19 protein-coding genes are annotated in these 22,186 nt (G+C 67.9%); 5 read left to right on the top strand and 14 right to left on the bottom strand.

Annotation, left to right across the window (positions count from 1 at the left end; genetic code table 11):
* Positions 1–43: 43 nt before the first annotated feature.
* Positions 44–865: a carbon-nitrogen hydrolase family protein gene (locus DFS13_RS26600; RefSeq protein ID WP_111442296.1), complete on the top strand. Its 822-nt coding sequence runs from the start codon at positions 44–46 to the stop codon at positions 863–865.
* Positions 866–909: 44 nt separating this feature from the next.
* Here the strand turns inward: DFS13_RS26600 and DFS13_RS26595 are convergent, their stop codons facing one another.
* Genes DFS13_RS26595 through DFS13_RS26585 form a run of 3 tightly spaced genes read right to left on the bottom strand, consistent with a single transcriptional unit; the run spans position 910 to position 3,917 of the window.
* Positions 910–1,221 carry a hypothetical protein gene (locus DFS13_RS26595; RefSeq protein WP_058901356.1) on the bottom strand — a complete coding sequence of 104 codons (312 nt, stop codon included), beginning with the start codon at positions 1,219–1,221 and terminating at the stop codon, positions 910–912.
* Positions 1,221–2,579 carry an acyclic terpene utilization AtuA family protein gene (locus DFS13_RS26590; RefSeq protein WP_006497543.1) on the bottom strand — a complete coding sequence of 453 codons (1,359 nt, stop codon included), beginning with the start codon at positions 2,577–2,579 and terminating at the stop codon, positions 1,221–1,223. The genes DFS13_RS26595 and DFS13_RS26590 overlap by 1 nt, the downstream gene beginning before the upstream one ends.
* Before the next feature lie 39 nt (positions 2,580–2,618).
* Positions 2,619–3,917, bottom strand: a complete 1,299-nt coding sequence (locus tag DFS13_RS26585; RefSeq protein ID WP_006481569.1) for a CitMHS family transporter — start codon at positions 3,915–3,917, stop codon at positions 2,619–2,621.
* Positions 3,918–4,014: 97 nt separating this feature from the next.
* Here DFS13_RS26585 and DFS13_RS26580 point away from each other — a divergent pair, with 97 nt between their 5' ends.
* Positions 4,015–4,911 (top strand): LysR family transcriptional regulator, encoded by an 897-nt coding sequence (locus DFS13_RS26580; RefSeq protein WP_111442295.1) that lies wholly within the window; start codon positions 4,015–4,017, stop codon positions 4,909–4,911.
* A gap of 38 nt (positions 4,912–4,949) precedes the next feature.
* Here the strand turns inward: DFS13_RS26580 and DFS13_RS26575 are convergent, their stop codons facing one another.
* A complete protein-coding gene (locus tag DFS13_RS26575) occupies positions 4,950–5,534 on the bottom strand; it encodes a flavin reductase family protein (RefSeq protein WP_006481567.1) in 585 nt (194 codons plus the stop codon).
* A 132-nt stretch (positions 5,535–5,666) separates the two neighbouring features.
* On the bottom strand, positions 5,667–6,092 hold the full coding sequence (locus tag DFS13_RS26570) for a VOC family protein (RefSeq protein WP_059721295.1): 426 nt from the start codon (positions 6,090–6,092) through the stop codon (positions 5,667–5,669).
* A gap of 112 nt (positions 6,093–6,204) precedes the next feature.
* Here DFS13_RS26570 and DFS13_RS26565 point away from each other — a divergent pair, with 112 nt between their 5' ends.
* Positions 6,205–7,095 (top strand): LysR family transcriptional regulator, encoded by an 891-nt coding sequence (locus DFS13_RS26565; RefSeq protein WP_111442294.1) that lies wholly within the window; start codon positions 6,205–6,207, stop codon positions 7,093–7,095.
* A 15-nt stretch (positions 7,096–7,110) separates the two neighbouring features.
* Here the strand turns inward: DFS13_RS26565 and DFS13_RS26560 are convergent, their stop codons facing one another.
* From DFS13_RS26560 to DFS13_RS26545, 4 genes are read right to left on the bottom strand one after another with little or no spacing between them, the layout of a single operon-like run.
* A complete protein-coding gene (locus DFS13_RS26560) occupies positions 7,111–7,860 on the bottom strand; it encodes a hypothetical protein (protein WP_111442293.1) in 750 nt (249 codons plus the stop codon).
* 55 nt (positions 7,861–7,915) lie between these two features.
* Positions 7,916–10,483 carry a TonB-dependent receptor gene (locus tag DFS13_RS26555; protein WP_111442292.1) on the bottom strand — a complete coding sequence of 856 codons (2,568 nt, stop codon included), beginning with the start codon at positions 10,481–10,483 and terminating at the stop codon, positions 7,916–7,918.
* 54 nt (positions 10,484–10,537) lie between these two features.
* On the bottom strand, positions 10,538–11,521 hold the full coding sequence (locus DFS13_RS26550) for a FecR domain-containing protein (RefSeq protein WP_034200716.1): 984 nt from the start codon (positions 11,519–11,521) through the stop codon (positions 10,538–10,540).
* 3 nt (positions 11,522–11,524) lie between these two features.
* Positions 11,525–12,034 (bottom strand): sigma-70 family RNA polymerase sigma factor, encoded by a 510-nt coding sequence (locus DFS13_RS26545; RefSeq protein ID WP_006497551.1) that lies wholly within the window; start codon positions 12,032–12,034, stop codon positions 11,525–11,527.
* Positions 12,035–12,521: 487 nt separating this feature from the next.
* Here DFS13_RS26545 and DFS13_RS26535 point away from each other — a divergent pair, with 487 nt between their 5' ends.
* Together DFS13_RS26535 and DFS13_RS26525 are read left to right on the top strand one after the other, a co-directional pair.
* Positions 12,522–13,682, top strand: a complete 1,161-nt coding sequence (locus DFS13_RS26535) for a porin (RefSeq protein ID WP_048989003.1) — start codon at positions 12,522–12,524, stop codon at positions 13,680–13,682.
* A 412-nt stretch (positions 13,683–14,094) separates the two neighbouring features.
* Positions 14,095–15,324, top strand: a complete 1,230-nt coding sequence (locus DFS13_RS26525; protein ID WP_111442291.1) for a transglycosylase SLT domain-containing protein — start codon at positions 14,095–14,097, stop codon at positions 15,322–15,324.
* A gap of 65 nt (positions 15,325–15,389) precedes the next feature.
* Here the strand turns inward: DFS13_RS26525 and DFS13_RS26520 are convergent, their stop codons facing one another.
* From DFS13_RS26520 to DFS13_RS26500, 5 genes are read right to left on the bottom strand one after another with little or no spacing between them, the layout of a single operon-like run.
* Positions 15,390–17,513, bottom strand: coding sequence for a phospholipase effector Tle1 domain-containing protein (locus tag DFS13_RS26520; RefSeq protein ID WP_111442290.1), 2,124 nt, complete (start codon positions 17,511–17,513; stop codon positions 15,390–15,392).
* A gap of 5 nt (positions 17,514–17,518) precedes the next feature.
* Positions 17,519–17,998 carry a DUF3304 domain-containing protein gene (locus DFS13_RS26515; protein WP_048989006.1) on the bottom strand — a complete coding sequence of 160 codons (480 nt, stop codon included), beginning with the start codon at positions 17,996–17,998 and terminating at the stop codon, positions 17,519–17,521.
* An 8-nt stretch (positions 17,999–18,006) separates the two neighbouring features.
* Entirely contained in the window at positions 18,007–18,381 is a 375-nt protein-coding gene (locus DFS13_RS26510; protein ID WP_006497556.1) for a DUF805 domain-containing protein, read from the bottom strand.
* On the bottom strand, positions 18,378–19,268 hold the full coding sequence (locus DFS13_RS26505; protein WP_206532957.1) for a DUF4123 domain-containing protein: 891 nt from the start codon (positions 19,266–19,268) through the stop codon (positions 18,378–18,380). The genes DFS13_RS26510 and DFS13_RS26505 overlap by 4 nt, the downstream gene beginning before the upstream one ends.
* Positions 19,269–19,273: 5 nt before the next feature.
* Positions 19,274–22,066, bottom strand: coding sequence for a type VI secretion system Vgr family protein (locus DFS13_RS26500; RefSeq protein ID WP_111442289.1), 2,793 nt, complete (start codon positions 22,064–22,066; stop codon positions 19,274–19,276).
* Positions 22,067–22,186 lie beyond the last annotated feature (120 nt).

Below are 22,186 nucleotides of genomic sequence, written 5' to 3'. Positions count from 1 at the left end.
CTCCGCCGCCTGTCGCGACGGGCCACTGCCCCCGAAACCACCCATGAAGCTGAAGCTCGACATCGTGCAGCTCGCCGGCCGCGACGGCGACACGCCCACCAACCTGCGGCGCACGCTCGAAGCGATCGCGACCTGCGCACCCGGCACCGACCTCGTGATGTTCCCGGAAGCGCAGCTCACCGGCTTCCTCGATCCGTCGAATCTCGCCGAACTCGCCGAGCCGCTCGACGGCCCGAGCGTCGGTGCGGTGATCGCGGCCGCCCGCGCGCGCGACGTCGCGGTCGTGGTCGGGCTGATCGAGAACGATGGCGGCCGCTTCTACAACACGACTGTGTTCGTCACGCCGAACGGCATCGCGCTGCGCTACCGCAAGACGCACCTGTGGGTCAGCGAGCACGGCGTCGTGCTGCCCGGCGACCGCTACGCGACGGTCGAATGGCGCGGCGTGCGGATCGGCCTGCTGATCTGCTACGACAGCGAATTCCCGGAAACCGGCCGCGCGCTCGCCGCGCTCGGCGCGCAACTGATCCTCGTGACCGACGGCAACATGGAGCCGTACCGCAACGTCCACCGCACGTCGGTGACGGCGCGCGCGATGGAGAACCAGGTGTTCGCGGCGGTCGCCAACCGCGTCGGCTGCGGCAGCCACGACGTCGTGTTCGCCGGCGGCAGCCTCGCGGTCGACCCGTTCGGCGACCTGATCTTCGAAGCCGGCAACACCGAATCGCGGCACGCGATCGAACTCGATTTCGATCAGCTCGCCGCGTCGCGGGCGGTGTACGACTATCGTCGGGATCAGCGCCTGCAGATCGCCGGCGAGCGCATCGAGCACGCGGACGGCCGTCGCGAACTGCTGATTCCGTAAGCGCCCTGCCGCGTCCGGGCCGCGACGCCGTCGTCACGCCGTCGTCACGCCGGGTCGGGCACCTCGATCGCGAGCAGCGCCGAACTGACCGACTTGCCGTGCGCGTCGAGCGCGAGCGAGCGCGTCACGCCGCCGCCGAGCGCATCGCGCAGCACGAAGTTGAACGCGCCGAGCGCCGGCAGTTCGTAGCGCACGACGTCGCCGTGCACGATGCCCGCGAGCCATGCCTTCACCGTTTCCGCATCCACATGCATGCGCAGATGGTCGTAATGACGCGGATCGCGGCAGATGACCGACACGTTCAGCGTATTGCCCTTGTCGCCGGTGCGCGCATGCGCGAGTTCACGCAGTTGCATCAGGCCTCCACGAATGAAAACGACGGCGTCACGGCCGCGCGCGGCAGCAGCACCGACTGCACGGCGATCACCTCGCGCGTCGACTTGAACGCGCCGCCGCCGCCGGCCGGCCCGTTCGTATAGAGCGTCTCGACTTCGTTGCCGATCCGCGCGGCTTCGGCGGCGTTCGCCGCGCGGCCGGCCACCCGCACGCGCACCTCGGCCGGCTCGCCGCGCACGGCCGGCGTCGCGTCGCCATACAGCGCATCGACGCCGATCAGGTCGAAGCGCAGCTCGCTCGCCGCGACGCCGGTCAGCGCGAGCCGCTCTCGAACGATGTCGAGCGCCAGACGCGCCCGTGCGAGCGCGCCGGGGCCGCCGTACGAGATCTGGCCTTCGCCGATCCAGCCGTCGACATACGCGACCGACACCTTCAGCGTATCGGGCCGCGCGGTGCCGCGCCCACCCGTCACGCGCACGCGATCGGCCGCTTCCTCGGCGACCGCCACGCGCGTGAAATCGGCCACGACGTCGGGTTGCAGATACCGTGCCGGGTCGTGAATCTCGTAGAGCAGCTGTTCCTTGCAGGTCGCCGCGCTCACGCGGCCGCCCGCATGCGGCACCTTCGTGATCACGACCGCGCCGTCGGCCGCGACCTCGCCGATCGGGAACCCGAGCCGCGCCAGATTCGGCACGTCCTTGTAGCCGGGATCGGCGAAATAGCCGCCCGTCACCTGCCCCGCGCATTCGAGCAGATGGCCGACGACGGTCGCCTGCCCGAGCCGGTCCCAGTCGTCCATCCGCCAGCCGAACGCATGGATCAGCGGCGCGGCGAACAGCGACGGATCGGCGACGCGCCCGGTCAGCACGACGTCCGCGCCGGCCGCGAGTGCATCGACGATCGGCGCGGCGCCGAGATATGCGTTCGCGGACACGATGCGGTCGCGATACGCGGCGACTGCGTCGCCCGATTCCTCGAAGCGGAACGCCCCGCGCAGCACGACGTCGAGCACGTCGTCGCCTTCGACCGCCGCGACTTTCAGCCCCGCGATGCCGAGCGACTGCGCGATCCGCGCGGTACGCCGTGCGGCCGCGCGCGGGTTCGCCGCGCCCATGTTCGACACGATGCGCACGCGCCGGGCCGCCGCGACCGGCAGCACCGCGTGCATCCGCGCATCGAGCAGCGGATCGTAGCCGAGCGCCGGGTCGTTGCGCCGCGCCTGCTGCGCGATCGCGATCGTGCGCTCGGCCAGGCATTCGAAGACCAGGTAGTCGAGCTGCCCGTGTTCGGCCAGTTCGACTGCGGGCTCGATCCGGTCGCCCGAGTAGCCGGCGCCCGCGCCGATGCGCACGCGCCGTTCAGGTTGCTTTGCTGTCATGTCCGTACCGTCGTCCGGCGAAACGCCCGCCGGGAAGAATCAAAAGACGCCGAGCACGACGCACGCGATCGTCATCACGATCGACGCGCCGAACAACAGCGGAAACGTGAATTTCTGATGCTCGGCCAGCTCGATCCCGCACAGGCCGACGACGAGGAACGTCGCGGGCGTGAGCGGGCTGACCGGAAAGCCCGTCGTCATCTGGCCGAGCAACGCCGCCTGTCCGACCTGCACGGCCGGCACGCCGAGCTGGCCGGCCACTTCCGCGATCACGGGCAGCACGCCGAAGTAGAACGAATCGGGATCGAACAGCATGCTGAGCGGCATCGACGCGAGGCCGAGCGCCACCGGAATGTGGCCGGCCATCGACGGCGGCACGAAGCCGACCGCCGCCTGCGCCATCGCCTTCAGCATCCCGCTGCCCTGCATGATGCCGGTGAACACGCCGGCCGCGAGCAGGATGCCGGCCATCATCAGCGCGGCACGCGCATGCGCGTCGATGCGCTTTCGCTGCATGTCGACGTCGGGGTAATTCACCATCAGCGCGATGCACAGCCCGACCATGAACATCATCGCGGGCGGAATCTTCTCGCCCATCACGACCATCGTGCCGAGCACGACGAGCGTCAGCACGAGGTTGAACCAGAACAGGTGCGGCCGGCGCAACGCCTGCTCGTCGGCCGTCAGTTCGCGCTTGGGCAGCGGAATCGACGCGTCGTCGCGCGACAGGCCGAGCCGCTTCTCCTCGCGCCGCCCGAGCCAGTACGCGACGCCGAACACGAACACGAGCCCGATCGCCTGCACCGGAATCAGCGGATTGAACAGCGCCGACACCGGCAGGTGCAGCGACGCGGACGCCCGGATCATCGGCCCGGTCCACGGCAAGAAGTTGATGCCGGCGGCCATCGACACGGCGGCGGCCAGCACGCGCCGGTCCATCTTCAGCCGGTCGTACAGCGGCAGCACGGCCGGAATCGTCACGAGAAAGCAGACGGCGCCCGAGCCGTCGAGGTGAATCAGCAGCGCGAGCAGCGTCGTGCCCATCACGATGCGCGTCGGCCGCGTGCCGACCGCGCGCAGGATCCGGTCGATGATCGGGTCGAGCGTGCCGGCGTCGGTGATCGTCCCGAAATAGAGGATCGCGAACACGAACATCCCGACCACGGGCGCGAGCCCCTTCAGCCCGTCGATGACGAACTTGCTGGTGTGCAGCCCGAAGCCGCCGAGCAGCGATGCGGCGATCGGCACGACGATCAGCGCGACGAGCGGCGACATCCGCTTCGACAGAATCGCGGCCAGCAGCACGACGATCGTGCCAAGCCCGAGTAACGGCAGCATCTGTGTCTCCTACCTTGTCTTTTGTTGGAGACGAGCGTAAGGTCGGCGCAGCGATAGCACAATTGAAATGATTTGATCGCAGCAATCACGAATCGTTATGGATCTGAATCTCCGCGACATTCGCGCGTTCGTCACCGTCGCGCACGCCGGCAACTTCACGCGCGCCGCCGCGCGGCTGCATCTGTCGCAGCCGGCGCTGACCGTGCAGATCCGCCGGCTCGAGGACATCGTCGGCGCGCGCCTGTTCGACCGCAACAGCCGCAGCGTCGCGCTCACGCAGACCGGGCGCGAGTTGCTGCCGCTGTTGCAGCGCTCGCTCGACGACATGGAACGCGTGCTGCGCGATGCGCGCGCGCTTGGCGAAGGCACGAGCGGCACGGTGCGGCTCGCGTGCCTGCCGACCTTCGCGTCCAGCGTGCTGCCGGAGTTGATCCAGTCGTTCCGGCGCGACGTGCCGCGCGCGGGCTTCGAGATCCGCGACGGCGTCGCGAGCCTCGTCACCGCGCTGGTGCGCAACGAGGAAGCCGATCTCGGGCTGACCGGCGGCGATACGTTCGATGCGTCGCTGGAGGTGCTGTATGCGGGCGCCGACCGGCTCGTCGCCGTGTGCCCGAAAAATCATCCGCTCGCGCGCAAGCGCCGCGTCGCCACCGCCGACGTCGCCGGCGTGCCGCTCGTGCTCACCGCGCAGGGCACGAGCGTGCGCAGCGTCGTCGATGCCGCGCTGCAAGCGGCCGGCTGCACGCCCGACATCGCGTGCGAGCCGACCTACATGATGACGGCCGTCGCGATGGTGCGCGGCGGCCTCGGCGTGACGATCCTGCCCGGGACCGCCCGCGAGGTGCGCGCCGAACCCGACCTGGTCGCGAAGCCGATCGACGATCCGGCGTTCGTGCGGCCGATCGCGCTCGTCGCGAAGCGCGGGCGCACACTGCCGCGTGTCGCGCAGGCGTTCGCCGACCTCATGCTGGCGGAATTGAAAAAGCGCGCATAAGCCGCGCGCCCGAGGCAGGAAAGGTCGTCGTTCGGCGCTTACTGCGCGTCCGGATCGACGTGCAGCGATTCGCCGATCGCATAGAAATTGCCGCCCGCGATGTAGTGCAGGCTGCGCAGCGCGGGATCGGCCGATTCGAAATACCAGTGGCCGTCGCGGAACACGCGCGTGTCGGACCACGCAGCCACCACCTCGCCGATGAACAGGTCGTAGGTCTGCTGGTTGTGCGGCTCCGGAATCAGCCTGCATGCGAGCCAGCCCGAGCAGCCGGCGACGAACGGCAGGTCGTGGCCGTCGACGTCGAACAGCGTGACGCCCGCTTCGCGCAGCTTGTCGGGCCGCTCCGCGAGGCTGTGGCTGCCGACCGCATGCGTGAGCTGCAATTGCGCGGCCGTCGGTACCTGGATCACGAACGTGCCGCTGCGCTCGACGAGTTCGCGCGTCTTCGCGGATTTGTCGAGCACGACCGTCAGCTTCGGCGGCAGGAAGTCCAGCGCGCACGCCCAGGCGGCGGCCATCACGTTGTCGACGCCGTCGTGGCGGGCCGACACGAGCACGGTCGGGCCGTGATTGAGGAGACGGTAGGCCTTGTTCAGCGCCACCGGCGCGATGTGACTGTCCATACGGGTTCCTTGGAAAACGATGCGCACGGACCCATACCGTGCGGCGCGGTGCCGGCCGTCGCATCTGCGCGCGGCCGGGCCGAAGGCCGCATTCTCGCACCCAACGTCAATCGGCGCTGGCGCCGCCGCCGGTCACTTCGCGAACAACTGCCCGATGTCGCGAAACGCCTTGAATTCGAGTGCATTGCCGCACGGATCGAACAGGAACATCGTCGCCTGTTCGCCGACCTGCCCCTGGAACCGCACGTACGGCTCGATCACGAACGTCACGCCGAACCCGCGCAGCCGCTCGGCCAGCGCTTCCCAGCTCGCCCAGTCGAGCACGATCCCGAAATGCGGCACCGGCACGTCGTGGCCGTCGACCGCATTCGTATGCGCGCCTTCCTGCGACGCCGTTTTCGGATGCTCGTGAATCACGAGCTGATGCCCGTAAAAGTTGAAATCGACCCACTGCGCACTCGAGCGTCCCTCTTCCAGCCCGAACACGCGGCCGTAAAAATCGCGCGCGGCCGGCAGGTCGTGGACGGGAATCGCCAGGTGAAACGGGGAAAGACTCATGATGGCCTCGTGAAGAAACGCTCGCGTGGCGCGAGGACGGCATCATGGTAGACAAGGCCGAGCAAAAATTAAATCAATATATAGTTTTGCGATTCACAAATGGAATCGATGAATGATCCGCGAACTGAAAACCCTCGTCGCCGTCGCCCGGGAAGGCACCTTCGCCGCGGCCGGCAATCGTATCGGGCTCACGCAGGCGGCCGTCAGCGCGCAGATGCAGCGCCTCGAGGCCGAACTCGGCTTCGCGCTGTTCGACCGGCAAGGGCGCTCGGCGCGGCTCAACGAGCGCGGCCATCACGTGCTCGACCAGGCGCAGGCGCTGATCGGCCTGTACGAGAACCTCAGCTCGACCGCACCCGGCTCGCCTGCCGCCGTGCGCGTGACGATCGGCGCGATCGCGTCGGTGCAGAGCGCGCTGCTGCCGGCCGCGCTGGCCGACTTCCATCGCCGGCACCCCGCGTGCCGCACGCGCGTGATCCCGGGGCTGTCGATCGAGCTGGTCAACCGGGTCGACGCGGGCGAGCTCGACATGGCCGCGATCATCCGCCCGCCGTTCGCGCTGCAGAGCGACCTGCACTGGACGACGCTCGCGCAGGAACCGTTCCGGCTGATCGTGCCGCGCGGCGTGAAGGGCAAGGACTGGGCCGCGCTGCTCGCGAACGAGCCGTTCGTGCGCTACGACCGCGCGTCGTTCGGCGGTCGCCAGGTCGACCGCTTTCTGCGCAAGATGCACATCGCGGTGCGCGACACCTGCGAACTCGACGAGCTCGACGCGATCGTCAAGCTGGTCGAGCACGGCGTCGGCGTCGCGATCGTGCCGCAAACCGCCGTGTATCGCCGCTGGCCGGCCGGCGTGCGCGCGATCGACCTCGGGCATCACACGTTCCATCGCGACATCGGGCTCGTGCATCGCGCGCGGCGCACGATGTCGGAACCCGCGCAAACGCTCGCGCAACTGATCGAGGCGGCATCGCGGCGGCGCGCGACGCGGCCGGCCGCGTGATCGACACGTGGCGGCTCAACGCCGCCCGGCCGCCCAGTCCACCGCCGCGTCGAACAGCGCGACGCCGGCCGGCGACAGGTTCGTGAACGTGTCGTTGTCGAGGAAGAACATCACGCGGCGCGCCGGCGCGAGCGTTTCGTAGTCCATCGTCGCGCCCTTCTCGTACGCGAAGATCGCGGCCTTGTCGGGCTGCCCGTACACGGTCGCGATCGTGATCGCGCCGAGCCCCGGCTTGCCCCAGCTCATCGGCGCCTGCTTGCCATACGCGTTCGTCGCGCCGGCCGGCAGCCCGGCCGCGATCGGATGCGGTGCATTGACGAGCCACAGGTAGCGCTCCTTGCCCGTTTCGCCGAAGTCCGCGTCGTGCCGCTTGCCCGTCATCGCGAGATCGTCGAGCAGGTCGTTTTCCCACGTCACGAGCGGCTTGTCGAGCGTGCGCCAGCCGGGCCGCACGTTCTTCGACGAGACCGTCGACGAGATCACGACCAGATCGGCGTCGCGCGCCGCATCGGGCGTGGCCGCCTCGTCGATCAGGCGCACCGCGTAGCCGCGTTCGCCGAGATGCTGGCCGATGCGTTCGTCGACTTTGAGGTTCGGGCCGTGCAGCTGCACGAGCATCGCGACGCGCGTCACGGCCGGCGGCGCATCGGCGGCGAAGGCGGGCGCCGATACGCCGGCGGCGAGGCCTGCGCCGATCGCGAGCACCGAGCCCGCGATCGCGCGCAACAGGCGGCGGCGCGCGCCGTTCTTCATCTTCAGCTTCATCTGGATCTTCTCCGAAGCCGCGCGCCGACGTCACGGCCGCGCGGCGATTGCATGGTCAGAACTGCATCGTGGTCAGCAGCGACACCTGGCGCGCGTCGCCGACCGCGACGAAATAGCGGTTCGCGCTCGACGGGTAGTACGTGCGGTTGAACAGGTTCTTCACGTTGAGCTGGAACGACAGCTTCTGCTTGCCGATCCGCGTGTCGTAGGTCGCAAACGCATCGGCGAGCACGTACGACGGCAGCGTGAAGCTGTTCGCCGAATCGCCGGGGCGCGCACCTACGTAACGCACGTCCGCGCCGAGGCGCAGGTCGTCGCCGCCCGCCACCGTGCCGAAGTCGTAGACCGCCGCGAACGACGCGGTGTGACGCGCGACGTTCCACAGCTGGTTGCCCGCGTACAGCGGATCCTCGGTCGTCTTCGCGTCGATGTACGCGTAGCTCGCGATCACGTTCACGCGTTCGCCGAGCTTGCCGGAGACGTCGAGCTCGACGCCGCGCGAGCGCGCCTTGCCCGACGTGCGCCAGTCGGTCAGCTTCGTCGCGTCGTTGTACTGCGACACCAGCACGTTCTTCTTGTCGATGTTGAACAGCGCGAGCGTGCCGGTCATCCCGCCGGCCAAGTCGAGCTTGCCGCCCACTTCCCACGCGGTCGCTTCCTCGGGCGGCGTCGCGCCGTCGATGATGTAGCCCGTCATCGGCGCGATCGACGACGACGGCTTCAGCGACTGCGAATAGCTGCCGTACAGCGAGAACGAATCGGTCCACTTGTAGACGACGCCCGCGCGCGGCAACCACTTCGAGCCGCTGAGATCGGTGTTCGCGGTAAATGGCCGGCCGCGCCCCGCGACCTGGTTGTACGTGATGTAGCGGATGCCGCCCGACACGATCCACTTGTCGGTCAGGTGGAGGGTGTCCTGGAAGAATGCGGACGCATCGTGCAGCGTGTCGGTCTGGTCGCTGTCGCTCGCGGACACCGTGCTCGACGGCGGCAGCAGCCCGTACACCGGGTCGACATAGCTGAACGGCGTCTTCACGGCCTGGCGCAGCATGTCCTTGCGATAGATGCGGCGGTATTCGGTATCGAACCCGACCTGCACGTCGTGCCGCATCCCCGCGAGCGACAGCTTGCCGGTCACGTAGCCGATCCCGTAGCTGTCGGTGCTGAGCGACCCGTGCGTCGCATCGTTGCTGCGCGTCATCGTGCCCTTCACCGGATCGACGCCGGTCGTGCGCAACTGGTTCGCATCGTAGGTCTCGCGGTTGTAGCTGTAGCCGACATGCGCGCTCCAGTCCGCGTTGAACTGGTGATCGACGCTCAGTTGCGCGAGATGCGATTCGCCGTCCATGTTGTTGAACGGCTCGTCGATGCGCCGCCGCGCGGGAATGTCGAGCGGCGCATTGGTGCGCGGATCGAGCGCGGTGCCGCGATCGAACGGCGAATGGAACTTGCGGTACTGGTACGACACCGCGACCTGCGTATCGCGGCCGTACCACGCGAGCGACGGCGCGACGAAGGTCTGCCGGTACTCGCCGAAGTTGCGCCAGTACTGCTCGTTCGACTGGTCGACGATCAGCCGGTACGCGAGCCGCGAATCGCCGACCGGCCCGGTCGAGTCGAAGGTCGCGCTGCCGCCGTTCTTGCCGTGCCCGAACGTCGATGCGCCGAGCGAGATCGCGTTGTAGCGCGTGAGCTGCGGCTGCTTGCTGACGACGTTGACGACGCCGCCCGGGTCCATCAGCCCGTACAGCAGCGACGTCGGCCCCTTCAGCACCTCGACGCTGTCGGTCGCCGCGTTGAACGCGCGGCCCTGCACGAGCGGCATGCCGTTCTGCATGATCGAGCCGTCGCGGTTGCCGCCGAAGCCGCGTTTCATGATCGTGTCCTGCGTGCCCGCGAGCGTGTTGCCCTGCGTGATGCCGCTCACGTTGCCGAGCGCGTCGTCGAGATTGCGCGGCCGCTGGTCGCGCAGCACCTGCGCGGGCACGATGTTGACGGCCTGCGCGGTGTCGAGCAGCGGAATGTCCGAGCGCAGTACGCCGGCCTCCTTCGGCGCGCGATAGCTTTCGGCGCGCAATGCGCTGGAGCGCACGTTGATCGTCGGCAACTCGGCGGCCGGCGCAGCGCCGGCCGCGACAGGCCCGGCCGCCGAACCGTCGGCGCGCATCAGCGTGTAGCCGCCGCCCGGTTGGCGCAGCGCGACGAGCCCCGTGCCGGCCAGCAGGCGATCGAACGCGCCGTCGACGTCGAACCGGCCGTGCACGCCGCCGCTCGTCAGGCCCGCCGTCAGCTCGGCCGGAAACGCGAGCAGGATGCCTGCGTCGCGGCCGAACCGGTTCAGCGCCGCTTCGAGCGGGCCGGCCGGAATGTCGAACGCGCGGCGCGACGCGCGCTGCGCCGCGGGCGCCGCATCGGCGTCGGTGTCGGCCAGCGCGGGCAGCGGCAGCAGTGCCGACAGCAGGACCGCGCCGGCGAGCCGGCGGGCAAGACGGCCCGGCGCGGCCAGGCGCGACGCGCGCGGCAGATGACGGGCGGGCGCCGGACGGCGCCGATACGTGAGACGGATGGAAGCCATGATCGGAGAGTCGGTGGACGATGGGCCAGTGCTGCTTTCATGACCCATGTCACGCGAACATCGAGAAACAGCTCAGGTCGGCGAAAAAATTTTCCGGCGCGCTCACGAACGGGCCGGCACGACGGTCGCCCAGTAACGCGTCAGGTAGTGGACGTCGATCGGCAGCGTCGCCGCCAGCGTATCGAGCACGCGCTGCGGCTCGTCGAGCGGATAGGTGCCCGACACGCGCAGCTCGGCCACGGCCGGATCGCAGCGCAGGCTGCCGCGGCGATGGCGGTCGAGCTCGGCGACGAGATCGGCCAGCCGCATGCGCGACGCGACGAGCATGCCGTTCGTCCATGCGGCGGCATACGGATCGAGCGGCGCCGGCGCGTCGATCGCATCGCGCGTGAAATCCGCGCCCTCCCCGGCCGCGATCACGCGCATGCCGGCCGACGCATCGACTGGCTGCACCTGGACGGCGCCGGCGAACACCTCGACGCGCGTCGCGCCGTCGCGCTGCCGCACCGCGAAGCGCGTGCCGAGCGGCCGCAGCTCGCCTTGCGCGGTCACGACGACGAGCGGCCGCGCGGGCAGACGATCGTCGTGGCCGCTGGTCACCATGACCGTGCCGCGCAGCAGGCGCAGGCGGCGCGCCGCATCGTCGAAGCGCACGTCGAGCGCCGTGTCGGTATCGAGCACGACGACCGTGCGATCCGCGAGCGTCACCGTGCGCCGCTCGCCGACCGCCGTGCGCAGGTCGGCCGGCCAGATCGCCGCGCGCCGCGCGGGTTCGGCCATCCATGCGGCGCCGCCCGCGAACAGCAGCACGGCCAGCGCCTTCGCGGCCGCGCGGCGGCCTGCCCGCTTCGGCAACAGCGCCGCGTGCGCGGCCTGCGCATCGAGCCCGGCCGCCAGCCGGCCGAACCGGCCCTGCATCGCTTCGATGTGACGCCACGCCGCGTCGTGCGCCGGATCTTCCGCGCGCCAGCGCGCGAGCGCGGCGACGAATGCGTCGTCGGTACGGCCGGATTGCCGGTCGACCCACCATTCGACCGCGCGACGTGCAACGTGCGGCGGCACCGCCGGCGCTCCCGGGGCGGCCATCGGTCAGGCCGCCATCGCGAAAAAGCACTGCGTGCCGGCCTTCACGAGATAGCGCTTCACCGTCGCGAGCGATACGCCGAGTTCGCGCGCGATCTCGGCCTGCGTGAGCCCGTCGAGCTGCGCGAGCAGGAACGCGCGCTTCGCCGCGAGCGGCAGGCCGTCGAGCAGGCGGTCGATCTCGAGCAGCGTCTCGACGACGACGGCCCGCTCTTCCGGCGACGGCGCCACTGCTTCCGGGCGCTGCGCGAGCACGTCGAGATACGCGCGCTCGATCTGCTCGCGCCGCCAGTGGTTGCTCAGCACCCGCTGCGCGACGGTCGTCAGGAACGCGCGCGGCTCGTCGGCGCCGATCGGCTCGTCGCGCGCGAGCAAGCGTACGAACGTGTCGTGCGCGAGGTCGGCGGCGCGGTGCGCGCACCCGAGCTTGCGGCTCAGCCAGCCGCGCAACCACGCGTGGTGGTCGGCATAGAGGGCGTCGATTTCTCGATGGAGGGACAGCTTGTCAGCGGACATGGCCGGGTTCCGGGGTGCGCGAGCATCAACCACTTTGTAAATGAGAATGATTATTATATACAAAAGTGAGATAGCGACCCCGGTTTCGGCACGAGGGTGACGCCGACGCCGCGACGCCTGGCGCAACCGCGATACCGCCGCCGGATGCGAACCGCCCGTTCGGTTATCACATTCGCTCCGGCCGGGCCAATTCGATTCGTTAAATAGTAATTTGACGGATCGATAACAATATTGGGATTGCGGTAAATCGCCCGACAATCACGCCGAATTATCACGGCACACGCAAAATGCAATGAAAAACCGATGGAATGACAACCCATTGATACGCGTCTATCAATAATGCAAATCCCTCAATGGTGAATTTCCAGGAACGTCCCTGTCTGCATCAGACCACAACGAAGAATTTCATTTTTGCCGTTTTAGTGCGGCTCTGTAGTCTCCTGCCATTCCGGATCACGAACCCACACCAATGCGCCAAGGAGATGACATGAAACGCACGACCCTCTCGCTGATTTCGCTCGCGTCGTTCGCGGCGATGCCCGTCGCGCATGCGCAGTCGAGCGTCACGCTGTATGGCGTGATCGACACGTCGATCACCTATGTGAACCATGAACAAGGCAAGGACAACGCGTGGATGCTCGGTAACAGCAGCGCGGGCAACCTCGCCGGCAGCCGCTGGGGCGTGAAAGGCACCGAGGATCTCGGCGGCGGGCTGAAGGCGCTGTTCCAGCTGGAGAACGGCTTCGATCCGAGCAGCGGCCGGCAGGGTCAGGGCGGCCGCCTGTTCGGCCGGCAAGCGTTCGTCGGCCTGACGAGCGACCGCTACGGCACGCTCACGTTCGGCCGCCAGTACGACCCGCTCGTCGATCTCGTGCAGGGCATCACCGCCGACAACTATCTGGGCAGCGTGTTCGCGACGCCGGGCGACGTCGACAACTACGACAACAGCTTCCGCGTCGACAACGCGGTGAAGTACACGTCGGCCGTCTATTCGGGCCTGCAGTTCTCGGCGATGTATTCGTTCGGCGGCATCGCCGGCAGCACCGGCGCCGCGCAGTCGTACTCGGCCGCCGTGTCGTACAACAACGGGCCGTTCAGCGTCGCCGGCGGCTACTTCCACGCGACCAACAGCCCCGCGTCGGGCGGCCTGCGCACCGGCTGGACGAGCTCGTCGGACGGCACGTTCGACGGCCCGATCAACAACGGCTACGCGAGCGCGCACTCGATCGGCATCGGCCGCATCGCGGGCCAGTACGTCGCCGGCCCGTTCACGTTCGGCCTCGGCTACAGCAACGCGCAGTACCGCCGCGACGCCAGCTCGGTGTTCGGCTCGAACGAGCACTACAACACGGGGCAAGGCTTCGTGAACTACCAGGCGACGAATGCGCTGCTCGTCGGCGTCGGTTACAGCTACACGCGCTCGGGCGGCGACACGTCGGCAACCTATCACCAGGTCTCGGCCGGCGCCGACTACAGCCTGTCGAAGCGCACCGACGTCTACCTGACCGCCGCGTACCAGCACGCCAGCGGCCAGACCGGCGACGGCAAGGGCGGCTCGATGGCCGCGCAGGCGTCGATCGGTTCGTACGGCTATGCGGGCACGAGCTCGCAAACGATGGTCAACCTCGGCCTGCGTCACCGCTTCTGATCGCGCATCGCGATACCGGGAAATGGCTGGCCGCGCGCCGCGCGGCCGGTCGACTTCGGATTTCGCAGATGGCGGCTTCGGCCGCCAATTTTTTTGTCGCTTTCTTTCGCCTCGGTTAACGGCCGACAGCGATTTTCCCTTCCGCTCGCTCGATCTCCGGTTTCATCGCGCGAGTGACGTAATACGTCAGGTTTGGGACGCCACCGTTGCAACGCTATTTGCGCAAATGCCGGCCGTTTTTACCGATCACGCATCGCCGCGGGCCGTGATCCGGCGCGATAAAAATGCGCGGCGAACGCGCCGGCAAATGCAAAGGAAAGTTTGACGCGAGCCATTTGCCCGCCCGCTATGGCACACTTCGCGTCTGCGTAATTTCCTTGCACCGGGCGGCCGGATTCCGCCCCAACCTGCCATGCCGCGTCATACTACTCGCCCGCTCAGCCGCGACACGCTGACCCTCGTCTCGACGATCGCGCTGTCGTGCGCGCTCTGCGGCGTCGCGCGGGCCGATTGCCTGGACGACGCGGCCGCGTTCCAGCACGTGAGCGTCAGCCTGATGCGCGGCATCGCGCAAGTCGAATCGGGGATGAATCCGAACGCGGTGAACACGAATACCAACGGCACGGTCGACATCGGGCTGATGCAGATCAACAGCACGTGGCTGCCGACGCTCGCGCGCGAAGGCATCACGCGGGAAAGCCTGTTCGATGCGTGCACGAACGCGTACGTCGGCGCGTGGATCCTGTCACAGAACATCCGCCAGCTCGGCCCCAACTGGAACGCGATCGGCGCGTACAACTCCGCGTCGCCCGACAAGCGCCTCGCGTATGCGCGCAAGGTCTATGATGCAATCCGGACCATGCCGGATTCGCCGGATACTCCCATGCCCATCCTGCCACCGTCCTTTACGCCGCCGCAACAGGCGCAGACATACAACCCGTTCGCGAGCCTGAGCGTGTCGGCGCCGCCCGTCACGCGTGCGCGCACCGTATCGCCGGCCCCGCCGCCCCCGCCGCAGGGCGGCCCCGCCGGTCCGGCCGGCACGTACAACTTCGGCTGGACGGTCACCGGCGCCGACCAGGCCAAGCCGACCCAGGTGTTCGACGACGGCGCGCGAATCTACGTGCAGTTCAGCGACATGAAGCACGTGCCGGCGATCTTCACCGAGACGTCGGCCGGGCGCGTGCTGATGTCGTGGGAGCTGCAGTTTCCGTATGCCGTCGTGACGCGTCCCGCGCAAACGTTAATCTTCCAGCTCGGGCCGTTCGAAGCGCGCGCGCAGCGAGGCGCGGCAGCCGCGGGCATGACCGCGCAGGCCGGAACGGCGGGTGCGGCGACAGCCGGCGCATCGGCATCGGCACCGGCATCGAAGAAGTCGGCCGGTACGGCGGCGAATACGACGACGAACGCGGCAGCCAATACGGCCGCGAAACGCACGGCCTCGGCCGATGCGCTGTGGTACGTGAATACGCCGTCGACGTCGGGCACCGCGACGGCGTCGCCGTCGACCGCGAATGTTCCGGCCACGCTGCCGACGGCCGTCACGTCGAACACGCCGCCGCCCGCGCCGGCCCAAGCACCGGCCGCGGCCGCGCAGCCGTCGCGTGTCAGTGCGGATGCGCTGTGGTACATCTCGAAGTAACGCGCGGGCCCGGCTGCCTGTAGGCAGCCGGCGTCGGCGAGCGGCGGACTACCGGACGATCGGGCCTATCGAACGGCCGTCGTGCCGGACGGTGCCGATACGGTCGATACCAGCGACTGATACATGTCTGCGACGCGGTCCAGGAACGACTTGTCGGGTGCGGTCGCGATTTTCTGCATCGCCCTCGTGTTCAGGTAGTTCTTGATCGACACGAGGTGGCTCCACACCGCCTCGACATCGCTCTCGGCCATGCTGTCGTGCACGTGCTTCACGAACAGCGGATACATCGCCTCCACCTGGGGCAGGCGCTCGCCCGGATTGTTCCAGAGCCAGAACAGCGCCTGCGCCTGCGGATCGGTGTTGAATATCGACGGTGGCAACTCGCCGCCGAGCTGCTTCATTGCCTGCTTGCCATCGAACCCATATCCCGGGCGCGTACCGTGCTGCTTCTGGAAATCGATCTCGCGCACCAGCTTCTCGTAACGTCCGTACGCTAGCGGATTGGCCGCGCCGCCGAGCCAGCCCGGCTTGCGCTGCGCCGCGGCCGCGCGATTCTCGGCCTGGTCGTACCACATGCGCAGCCACTGGATATACACGACCATGTGGCCCTTGAGTTCGCCCTGGATGTCCTTCGGCAGATCGGTCACGACGATCGGGCGCGGCGGCGCCGGATCGGGCACGCGGCAACCGTCCGTCATGTCAGGCACGGGCTTCGGATTGAGGAAATCGAGCGGCCCGATCGACTGCTTGAGCGTCGCCGACGGATAGCCGATACCTGTGCCCAGCGGCGTGAGCGGCGGAATCTCGCGTGTCGTCGCCACGAGCTTCTTGACTGCCAGCCGGTAGTCGAGCTGGAAATTCTGGATCTCGGGCGGCGCGACGATCTGCTGATACAGCGCACCGTCCTCGTTGGCCAGCGCGGTCAGGCTGGGCATCGGAATGCCGGCGCCGTACGCGCGGTGGTACATCATCTCGAGCGGCACGCGCGCCAGCTTGTCGGAAATGCCGTCCTCGCCTTCGATCGCGCCGCCGCCCACGTCCACCTGCGCGCCGGGAAACAGGCGCTCCTGCCGCCGACCGCGCATGTCGGACGGGTCGACGCCGAGCATCGTCAGCGGCTTGTACACGCGCAGTTCGTGGGCGGCCGCGTAGTGCACGCATTTCTCGATGTCCGGCGACAGGATCAGGTCCGACGACACCGCGTTGCTCAGCGGGATGTAGCCCGTCAGCAGGTTGTCGTCGAAGCGGTTCGTCACGCAATCGAACAGCCCCATGAACTTGATCTTGACCGAAACGCCATCGTATTTCCCCCCCTTGGCCACCTCGTCGAGCAATTGCCTGGCAAAGGCGAGCGCAAGGCCGCCGCCCATGTCGTAGCCGAAGATCGCGACATGGATCTTGTTCACCGTGCCGGCTTGCTTCGCGCCGGCCACCGCCGCCTTGAAATCCTCTACCGCCGCCTTCAGGCGCGTATCCACGCCCGTATTGAATAGCGCGGCGCCCAGCTTCGTATCGCGCGTGAGCTGGAACGACTCGGCCGCCGCGCCCAGCGATTCCTTGCCGACCTCCTTCAGCACGGTTTTCGGAATCCGGTACGGATACTTGACGACATCGCGCCAGAAGCCCTTCCATTCGTGCCGCAGATAGCGCAGCGCACGATTCTTTTCCGACCCGGGCCGCTCGATCGCGCGCTCGATCCGCTTGCGCGCGTCGCCCAAGCCGTCTTTCGTCTTGCCGACCAGCGTGTCGAACGTGTCGCTCACGCGATTTCCGAACGTAGAATCACTGATCTTTCCACTCTGCTTCCACGCGTCCTCGGCGGCCTTCTGCGCCTTTTCCTTGACCTTGTCGACCGTCTGCTCCTTGAGCTTGTCGCCGGCTTTCTCGCTGACCGTATCCGTCGCCTTGTCCTTCAGGACCTCGCGCAGCACACCGGCCTCGGGGTCGAAATCCGCGCCGAGTCCCGGATAGTAGAAGCGCCGCATGTTCTTGTTCTTCTTGTCGTACGCGGCGTTGAACAGCTTCAGGATATTGGTTCGCGGACCGTCCTTCTCGCCGAAGCCGAATCCGTCGAAATAGAAGCTGACCCACAGCATGTGTTCGCATGCGGGACACATTTGCTCGGCCTCCGCCTTGACGCGGTCCGTCTCTGCGGAGACGGCGTCCTTCTTCAGATTGATTTCGGCCATGGCACTTACTTCTCCTGCGTCGGCTTGAGTTCAGGCGCGTTCATGTCGTCGACCCACTGCAGCTCGGCCGTGCCGTTCTTGCGGAAATACACACGCAGATAGCGCGACGTCGGCGATTCCGGCTGTGGAATGGTCACGTCGATCGTCTTGCGCTCGGGCTGGATGCCGCGCTGAATGTCGTCCAGCGGCTGCGCAAATTCCCAGAACAGCTTCACCTTCTGTCCCGGCGTTACCTTGCAACCACAGGCAAAGCCGCCGCCGCCGCCGAATGCCTCGCCGTCCTCGCGCGCCGACGGATTGCCGAAGCATCCCGACTTGTGCTCGTTGTCGAGCCAGAATTCGTGGAGCTTGCGCCCGTACTCGTTGTACCCGGTGACGCACACGTTATGCGGCTCCGCCGATACGTCGACACCGTGCTTGCTGCATGCGGCAAGCACGCCAAGCCCGACCAGCGCCACAACGTGCATCCCTGCTCTGAATTTCATCGATACCCTCACAAACTTGCGTCGTTGTTGCCTGCATCCGGCGATGGCGGACCGAAGCGGTTGCGCGCGTCGTCCCCGCGATAGAACCCGTTCATCGCAATGGTGATGAACGCGCCTCCGACCGGGATCGCATGAAGAAGCGTCCACCATCCGGACTTGCCGATGTCGTGCCAGCGCCGCACCGACACCGCGACGAGCATCCAGATCATCACGATCGCGAATGCCCAGCCGACGACATCGACGAACGTCGCGATACGTTGCGCTGCAGGCAGGTCGGCGAGCACGTCGAACACGGAGCCCGCAATCAGCCACGGCACGGTCACGCCCCACCACTCGATGCGCCCGGCCCGGCCGCGGAACGAAAACAGGGCGGCCGCGTTCATTGCCGCGCCTCCTGTTTCGTCTCGGCATTCGCGGCATCGATCTCGATCAGGCGATCGAGCAATGCGTCGCACAACGCGTCGTGATCATGCCGATACGCAGCAATGCACTCGGCAACGACGCGCTCATCGTCGAGCTCCACGTGGCCGACCATCGCCAGTGTCGCACCGATCCGGTAGGCAAGGCGGTCGTCACCCAATCCCTGCGCATCCAGCACGCCGATCAGACGACGCATGCGCGCGTAAGTATCGAACGGATCCGCGTCGACGGGGATCCGGCCGTTGCGTCGCAATTCGGCGAGCACGGCGTCCGGCCGGCTGCCGCGCCGCAAAGCGTCGAGCTCGCGTGCATCCACGCATGCGTAGAAGATTCGTTCGTGCCGGCGCGGATGTCGCACCGTACCGACGGTGCCATCGCGACGCACCCAGGTCCATGACACGCACGGCGACAACAGCGCCTGATAACGCGACTCGGACAGCGCGCCCGCCAGTGTCTGAAACACCGCCGCGTCGTAGAACCGCAGCAGTCCGTCGCGATCGTCGGGCAGCGTCACGCGCGTCCTGACGCCGAGTTTCGGCACGAGTTCATCGAGCGGATAGACGCTGACCAGCGACAGAAACGCGAACGGCCGCCGCGCGAGCTGCCGTTCGAGCAACGCCGGCACGTGCGGTGCACGATAGTCGCACACCAGCGCACAGACCTCCGGATTGCTCGCCTCGGGCTGGCCAGCCAGCACGTTGTGAACCTGTCCCGCCGCAATCAACTCGCGCCAGGGCGCCGCGTTGATCGGCAACTGCGACGCATCGGCCAACAGGTAGCGATGGGCATCCGGAAACGCTGCATGCTCGGCGGCCGCCGTCGTTTCCCATGTCTGGAGCAGCGCAGTCATCGTCGTCACCCGCGCGTGGCGATCGCTTCGTGGCGATGCGCGAGATCCCGCATGCATTCGACACATGCGGGCTTGTTCATCGACGGCAACTGGACGTTCGCGGATCGCGGGCCAGTCAGCGTGTGCTGGGCCGCATGGAACGTCGCTTTGCCCGGCGCGCCGATCACGATGTCGTTGCCTTCCATCTTCAGGAACGCGTTGGCCGCCGTCAGCAGCAGCCGCTTCGGCGACTGCAGCGCGACACTTGCCTTCGCGCTCGATACAGTCACCGCACGCTGCGCACTGGCGTCGAGCGTGCCGCCGTTCTGCGCCTGCACGGTGACGGCGCCCGTCGCAGCATGAAGCGCGATCCCGGCGGCCGGCACGGGACGGCTGCCGCCCGGGGTGCCGTGCGTGTACAGCGCAATGCCTTCCTTCGCGACGATGCTCGACTTGCCCTGGACCGTGACCTGCACGTCGCGTCCGGCGCTCAGTACGGTTTGCGTGCCCGACGTCCACACGTGGCTTTGCGCCGTCAGCGCGGCGACGCCGGCCGCGCCGTGCGCGACGAGATGCGGATGCTGCCACGCAACCGCACCGCCCGCGCCACTGCCTTCGCGCGTTGCGCCGAGCGACACCTGGCTTTGCTGCAGGCCCTCGATCGCCACGAGCGGCGATGTCGTGTCGCCGACAGACGCGACACCATCGGGCTGCGCCGTGCTCGCGCCCGGCTCCGCACCCTGCTTGCGCGCGAATTTCGCGAGCCCCTGCAGCATCTCGCGTTGCTGCGCGAGCACCTGGCTCGCTGCACTCGCGTCCATCTGGTTCACGCCGGGCGCCGTGCTGATCAACAAGCCGGCGCCGGCGCGCAGCGCGGCGGCTGCCTGCGTCGACAGTTCGGCGCCGTAGCCGCGATCGGCCAGACGCCGGTTGTCCTGCACCTGCTTGATGTGCCCGAGCGTCAGGCCGCTGCCGTGATCGGTCGTATAAAGGCGCGCACTCGACTGCCCAGCCGTATCGTCAAGCATGAATTGTCGCGAGCCACCCGCGCCGGTCTGACTCGCATTCAGGTCCTGCGTCTTGAACCCGGTCAGCACGGCTGCGTGGTCGTTGCCGGCAAACCAGGCCGCCGCATTGGCCGTGCTGCCGCTCGGGCCGCCCGCCAGCGCATTGTGCTGCGCGTCCGCGTTGCCTTGCCCGTTGTACAGCGCGGCGACAGCGACCGGCCGGTCGGGCTGGCCTTCCAGCCATTCGGTCCAGACTTCCTGACCGACGCGCGGCACGCTCACCCCGCCCCAGTTGTCGCCGCCGATCGATGTCACCATGCGCGTCCAGGTGCCCGCGCCACGATCGGCCGGCGCGTTCGCCGCGCGCGGATGTTCGTCGCGACTCGCGGAATTCTGCCCGCGCTGCGCATGATGCTGGATCCGGATCCGGTGATCGCGTTCGGTATGAACCGGATCGCCCGCGCCGACCACGATGCTCGTCTGGGCGCCCGGCATCACCGCGACCGGATGCACGCGTGCGCCATGCCCGCTCGGCGCCAACGGCCGGTAAGCCTGGTCGAACGGCAGCGCGGCGAAGCGGTTCCGGTACACCTCGTCGCCGTCTACCAGCGCGCCGCCAGCGTGCGTCGTGGCGTCGAATGCCGCGTGCAGCGCCTGCGCGTCGTCCTGCTCGCCGGGCGCGATATCGAGTCCCGGCGGAATCGCGCCGAGCCGTTGCGCGATCGCGCCGTGCACGTCGGCGCTCACGTTCGCACGCGCGTCGTGCTCGACGCGCAGGCACACGAACGCGCGCGATGGATCGAGCGACGGATGCCGCGACATCGCGAAACGCAGCCCGGGCCGCAAATCGCGACGCGTGCCGCTGCCTTCGGTTTGCAGCGCCGGCACACGCTGCGCGTCGAGTTGCTGCTGCGCGCGCTGGTCGCCGATCGCGGCGGTCTGGAACGCGTACGGGCCTGCGACATCGCGATCCTCGCCCGGCGCGACCGCACCGCTCGCACGCACGCTGGACGGACGGGTCGACAGGCTTCGGTGATCCCAGCTTGCGCGTGCGACGCTGCCGATGCGCCAGCGGCGCGCATTCACGAATTGCCGAATGCCACCGCGCGGGTCGCCGTCGCTCGTCTGATGGAAACCGATGACTTCGGGTTCAGCCGGGGCGAAACGCTGGTTCGTATCGGCCAGCACGAGCGTGTGTTTGCCCAGGTCAGTCGAGTGCGCGTCGCCCTGGTGTTCGAACCAGTAGAAGATGCCCTCTTCCGCCCACAATCGTTCGAGAAACGCGAAATCCGATTCGCCGGCCTGTGCGGTCAGGCTGCGGTTCGCATATTTCGCCGGGTCGGCCAGCGCCCAGCGCCATGCCGGCGCGATCGCGCCACGCGCATAGTGCGCAAAGATCTGCTCGCTGATCTCGACCACGCTCGCGTTCACGAAGTTGTAGCTGTCGACGCGCTGATGCAGCAGCGCGAGCCACGGTTCGACGACGAGCCGCACACGCGCGAGCCCGCCGTTGTAGCCGACGCGTTCCGCGGCCGTCACATGGCCGTGGAACGGGCGTCGTGCGCCCTGCCCGTCCGCGACCTGCCATTCGATGAGGACCGACGCGCCGATCAGTTTGTCGAGCGGCAGGTCGGGCCGCTCGGTCAGCGCGGTGAGCTGAAACCGGAAGCCGCCGCGATCGAGCGACTCCCATCCTTGCAGGCTCTCGGCGACAAGCTTGTCCGCGCCGAGCGGCGTGGTCAGCCACAGAAACCGGTCATGCTGCGACCAGCCGCGGAAGAATGCCTGGATGAGATCGGATTGGGTCGACATGATGTTTGGCTCGGGGTTCGCTGGGCGATTTCTCAAATCAGTTCTGCCATGTATTTTTCGATGCCCGTATATTTCGCCGCCGGCATGATGTCCATATCCCGATCGGCTCCGCACACGGGG

This window comes from Burkholderia sp. 28_3, assembly GCF_003253915.1.
GTDB lineage: Bacteria > Pseudomonadota > Gammaproteobacteria > Burkholderiales > Burkholderiaceae > Burkholderia > Burkholderia cenocepacia.
The sequence above is the reverse complement of the archived record's forward strand: the minus strand, read 5'-3'. Positions and strand labels throughout refer to the sequence as shown.

Excerpts from the sequence above, each read along its gene's own strand:
- DFS13_RS26600 (WP_111442296.1), top strand. The coding sequence starts at position 44 with ATGAAGCTGAAGCTCGACATCGTGCAGCTCGCCGGCCGCGACGGCGAC.
- DFS13_RS26595 (WP_058901356.1), bottom strand. The coding sequence starts at position 1,221 with ATGCAACTGCGTGAACTCGCGCATGCGCGCACCGGCGACAAGGGCAAT.
- DFS13_RS26590 (WP_006497543.1), bottom strand. The coding sequence starts at position 2,579 with ATGACAGCAAAGCAACCTGAACGGCGCGTGCGCATCGGCGCGGGCGCC.
- DFS13_RS26585 (WP_006481569.1), bottom strand. The coding sequence starts at position 3,917 with ATGCTGCCGTTACTCGGGCTTGGCACGATCGTCGTGCTGCTGGCCGCG.
- DFS13_RS26580 (WP_111442295.1), top strand. The coding sequence starts at position 4,015 with ATGGATCTGAATCTCCGCGACATTCGCGCGTTCGTCACCGTCGCGCAC.
- DFS13_RS26575 (WP_006481567.1), bottom strand. The coding sequence starts at position 5,534 with ATGGACAGTCACATCGCGCCGGTGGCGCTGAACAAGGCCTACCGTCTC.
- DFS13_RS26570 (WP_059721295.1), bottom strand. The coding sequence starts at position 6,092 with ATGAGTCTTTCCCCGTTTCACCTGGCGATTCCCGTCCACGACCTGCCG.
- DFS13_RS26565 (WP_111442294.1), top strand. The coding sequence starts at position 6,205 with ATGATCCGCGAACTGAAAACCCTCGTCGCCGTCGCCCGGGAAGGCACC.
- DFS13_RS26560 (WP_111442293.1), bottom strand. The coding sequence starts at position 7,860 with ATGAAGCTGAAGATGAAGAACGGCGCGCGCCGCCGCCTGTTGCGCGCG.
- DFS13_RS26555 (WP_111442292.1), bottom strand. The coding sequence starts at position 10,483 with ATGGGTCATGAAAGCAGCACTGGCCCATCGTCCACCGACTCTCCGATC.
- DFS13_RS26550 (WP_034200716.1), bottom strand. The coding sequence starts at position 11,521 with ATGGCCGCCCCGGGAGCGCCGGCGGTGCCGCCGCACGTTGCACGTCGC.
- DFS13_RS26545 (WP_006497551.1), bottom strand. The coding sequence starts at position 12,034 with ATGTCCGCTGACAAGCTGTCCCTCCATCGAGAAATCGACGCCCTCTAT.
- DFS13_RS26535 (WP_048989003.1), top strand. The coding sequence starts at position 12,522 with ATGAAACGCACGACCCTCTCGCTGATTTCGCTCGCGTCGTTCGCGGCG.
- DFS13_RS26525 (WP_111442291.1), top strand. The coding sequence starts at position 14,095 with ATGCCGCGTCATACTACTCGCCCGCTCAGCCGCGACACGCTGACCCTC.
- DFS13_RS26520 (WP_111442290.1), bottom strand. The coding sequence starts at position 17,513 with ATGGCCGAAATCAATCTGAAGAAGGACGCCGTCTCCGCAGAGACGGAC.
- DFS13_RS26515 (WP_048989006.1), bottom strand. The coding sequence starts at position 17,998 with ATGAAATTCAGAGCAGGGATGCACGTTGTGGCGCTGGTCGGGCTTGGC.
- DFS13_RS26510 (WP_006497556.1), bottom strand. The coding sequence starts at position 18,381 with ATGAACGCGGCCGCCCTGTTTTCGTTCCGCGGCCGGGCCGGGCGCATC.
- DFS13_RS26505 (WP_206532957.1), bottom strand. The coding sequence starts at position 19,268 with ATGACTGCGCTGCTCCAGACATGGGAAACGACGGCGGCCGCCGAGCAT.
- DFS13_RS26500 (WP_111442289.1), bottom strand. The coding sequence starts at position 22,066 with ATGTCGACCCAATCCGATCTCATCCAGGCATTCTTCCGCGGCTGGTCG.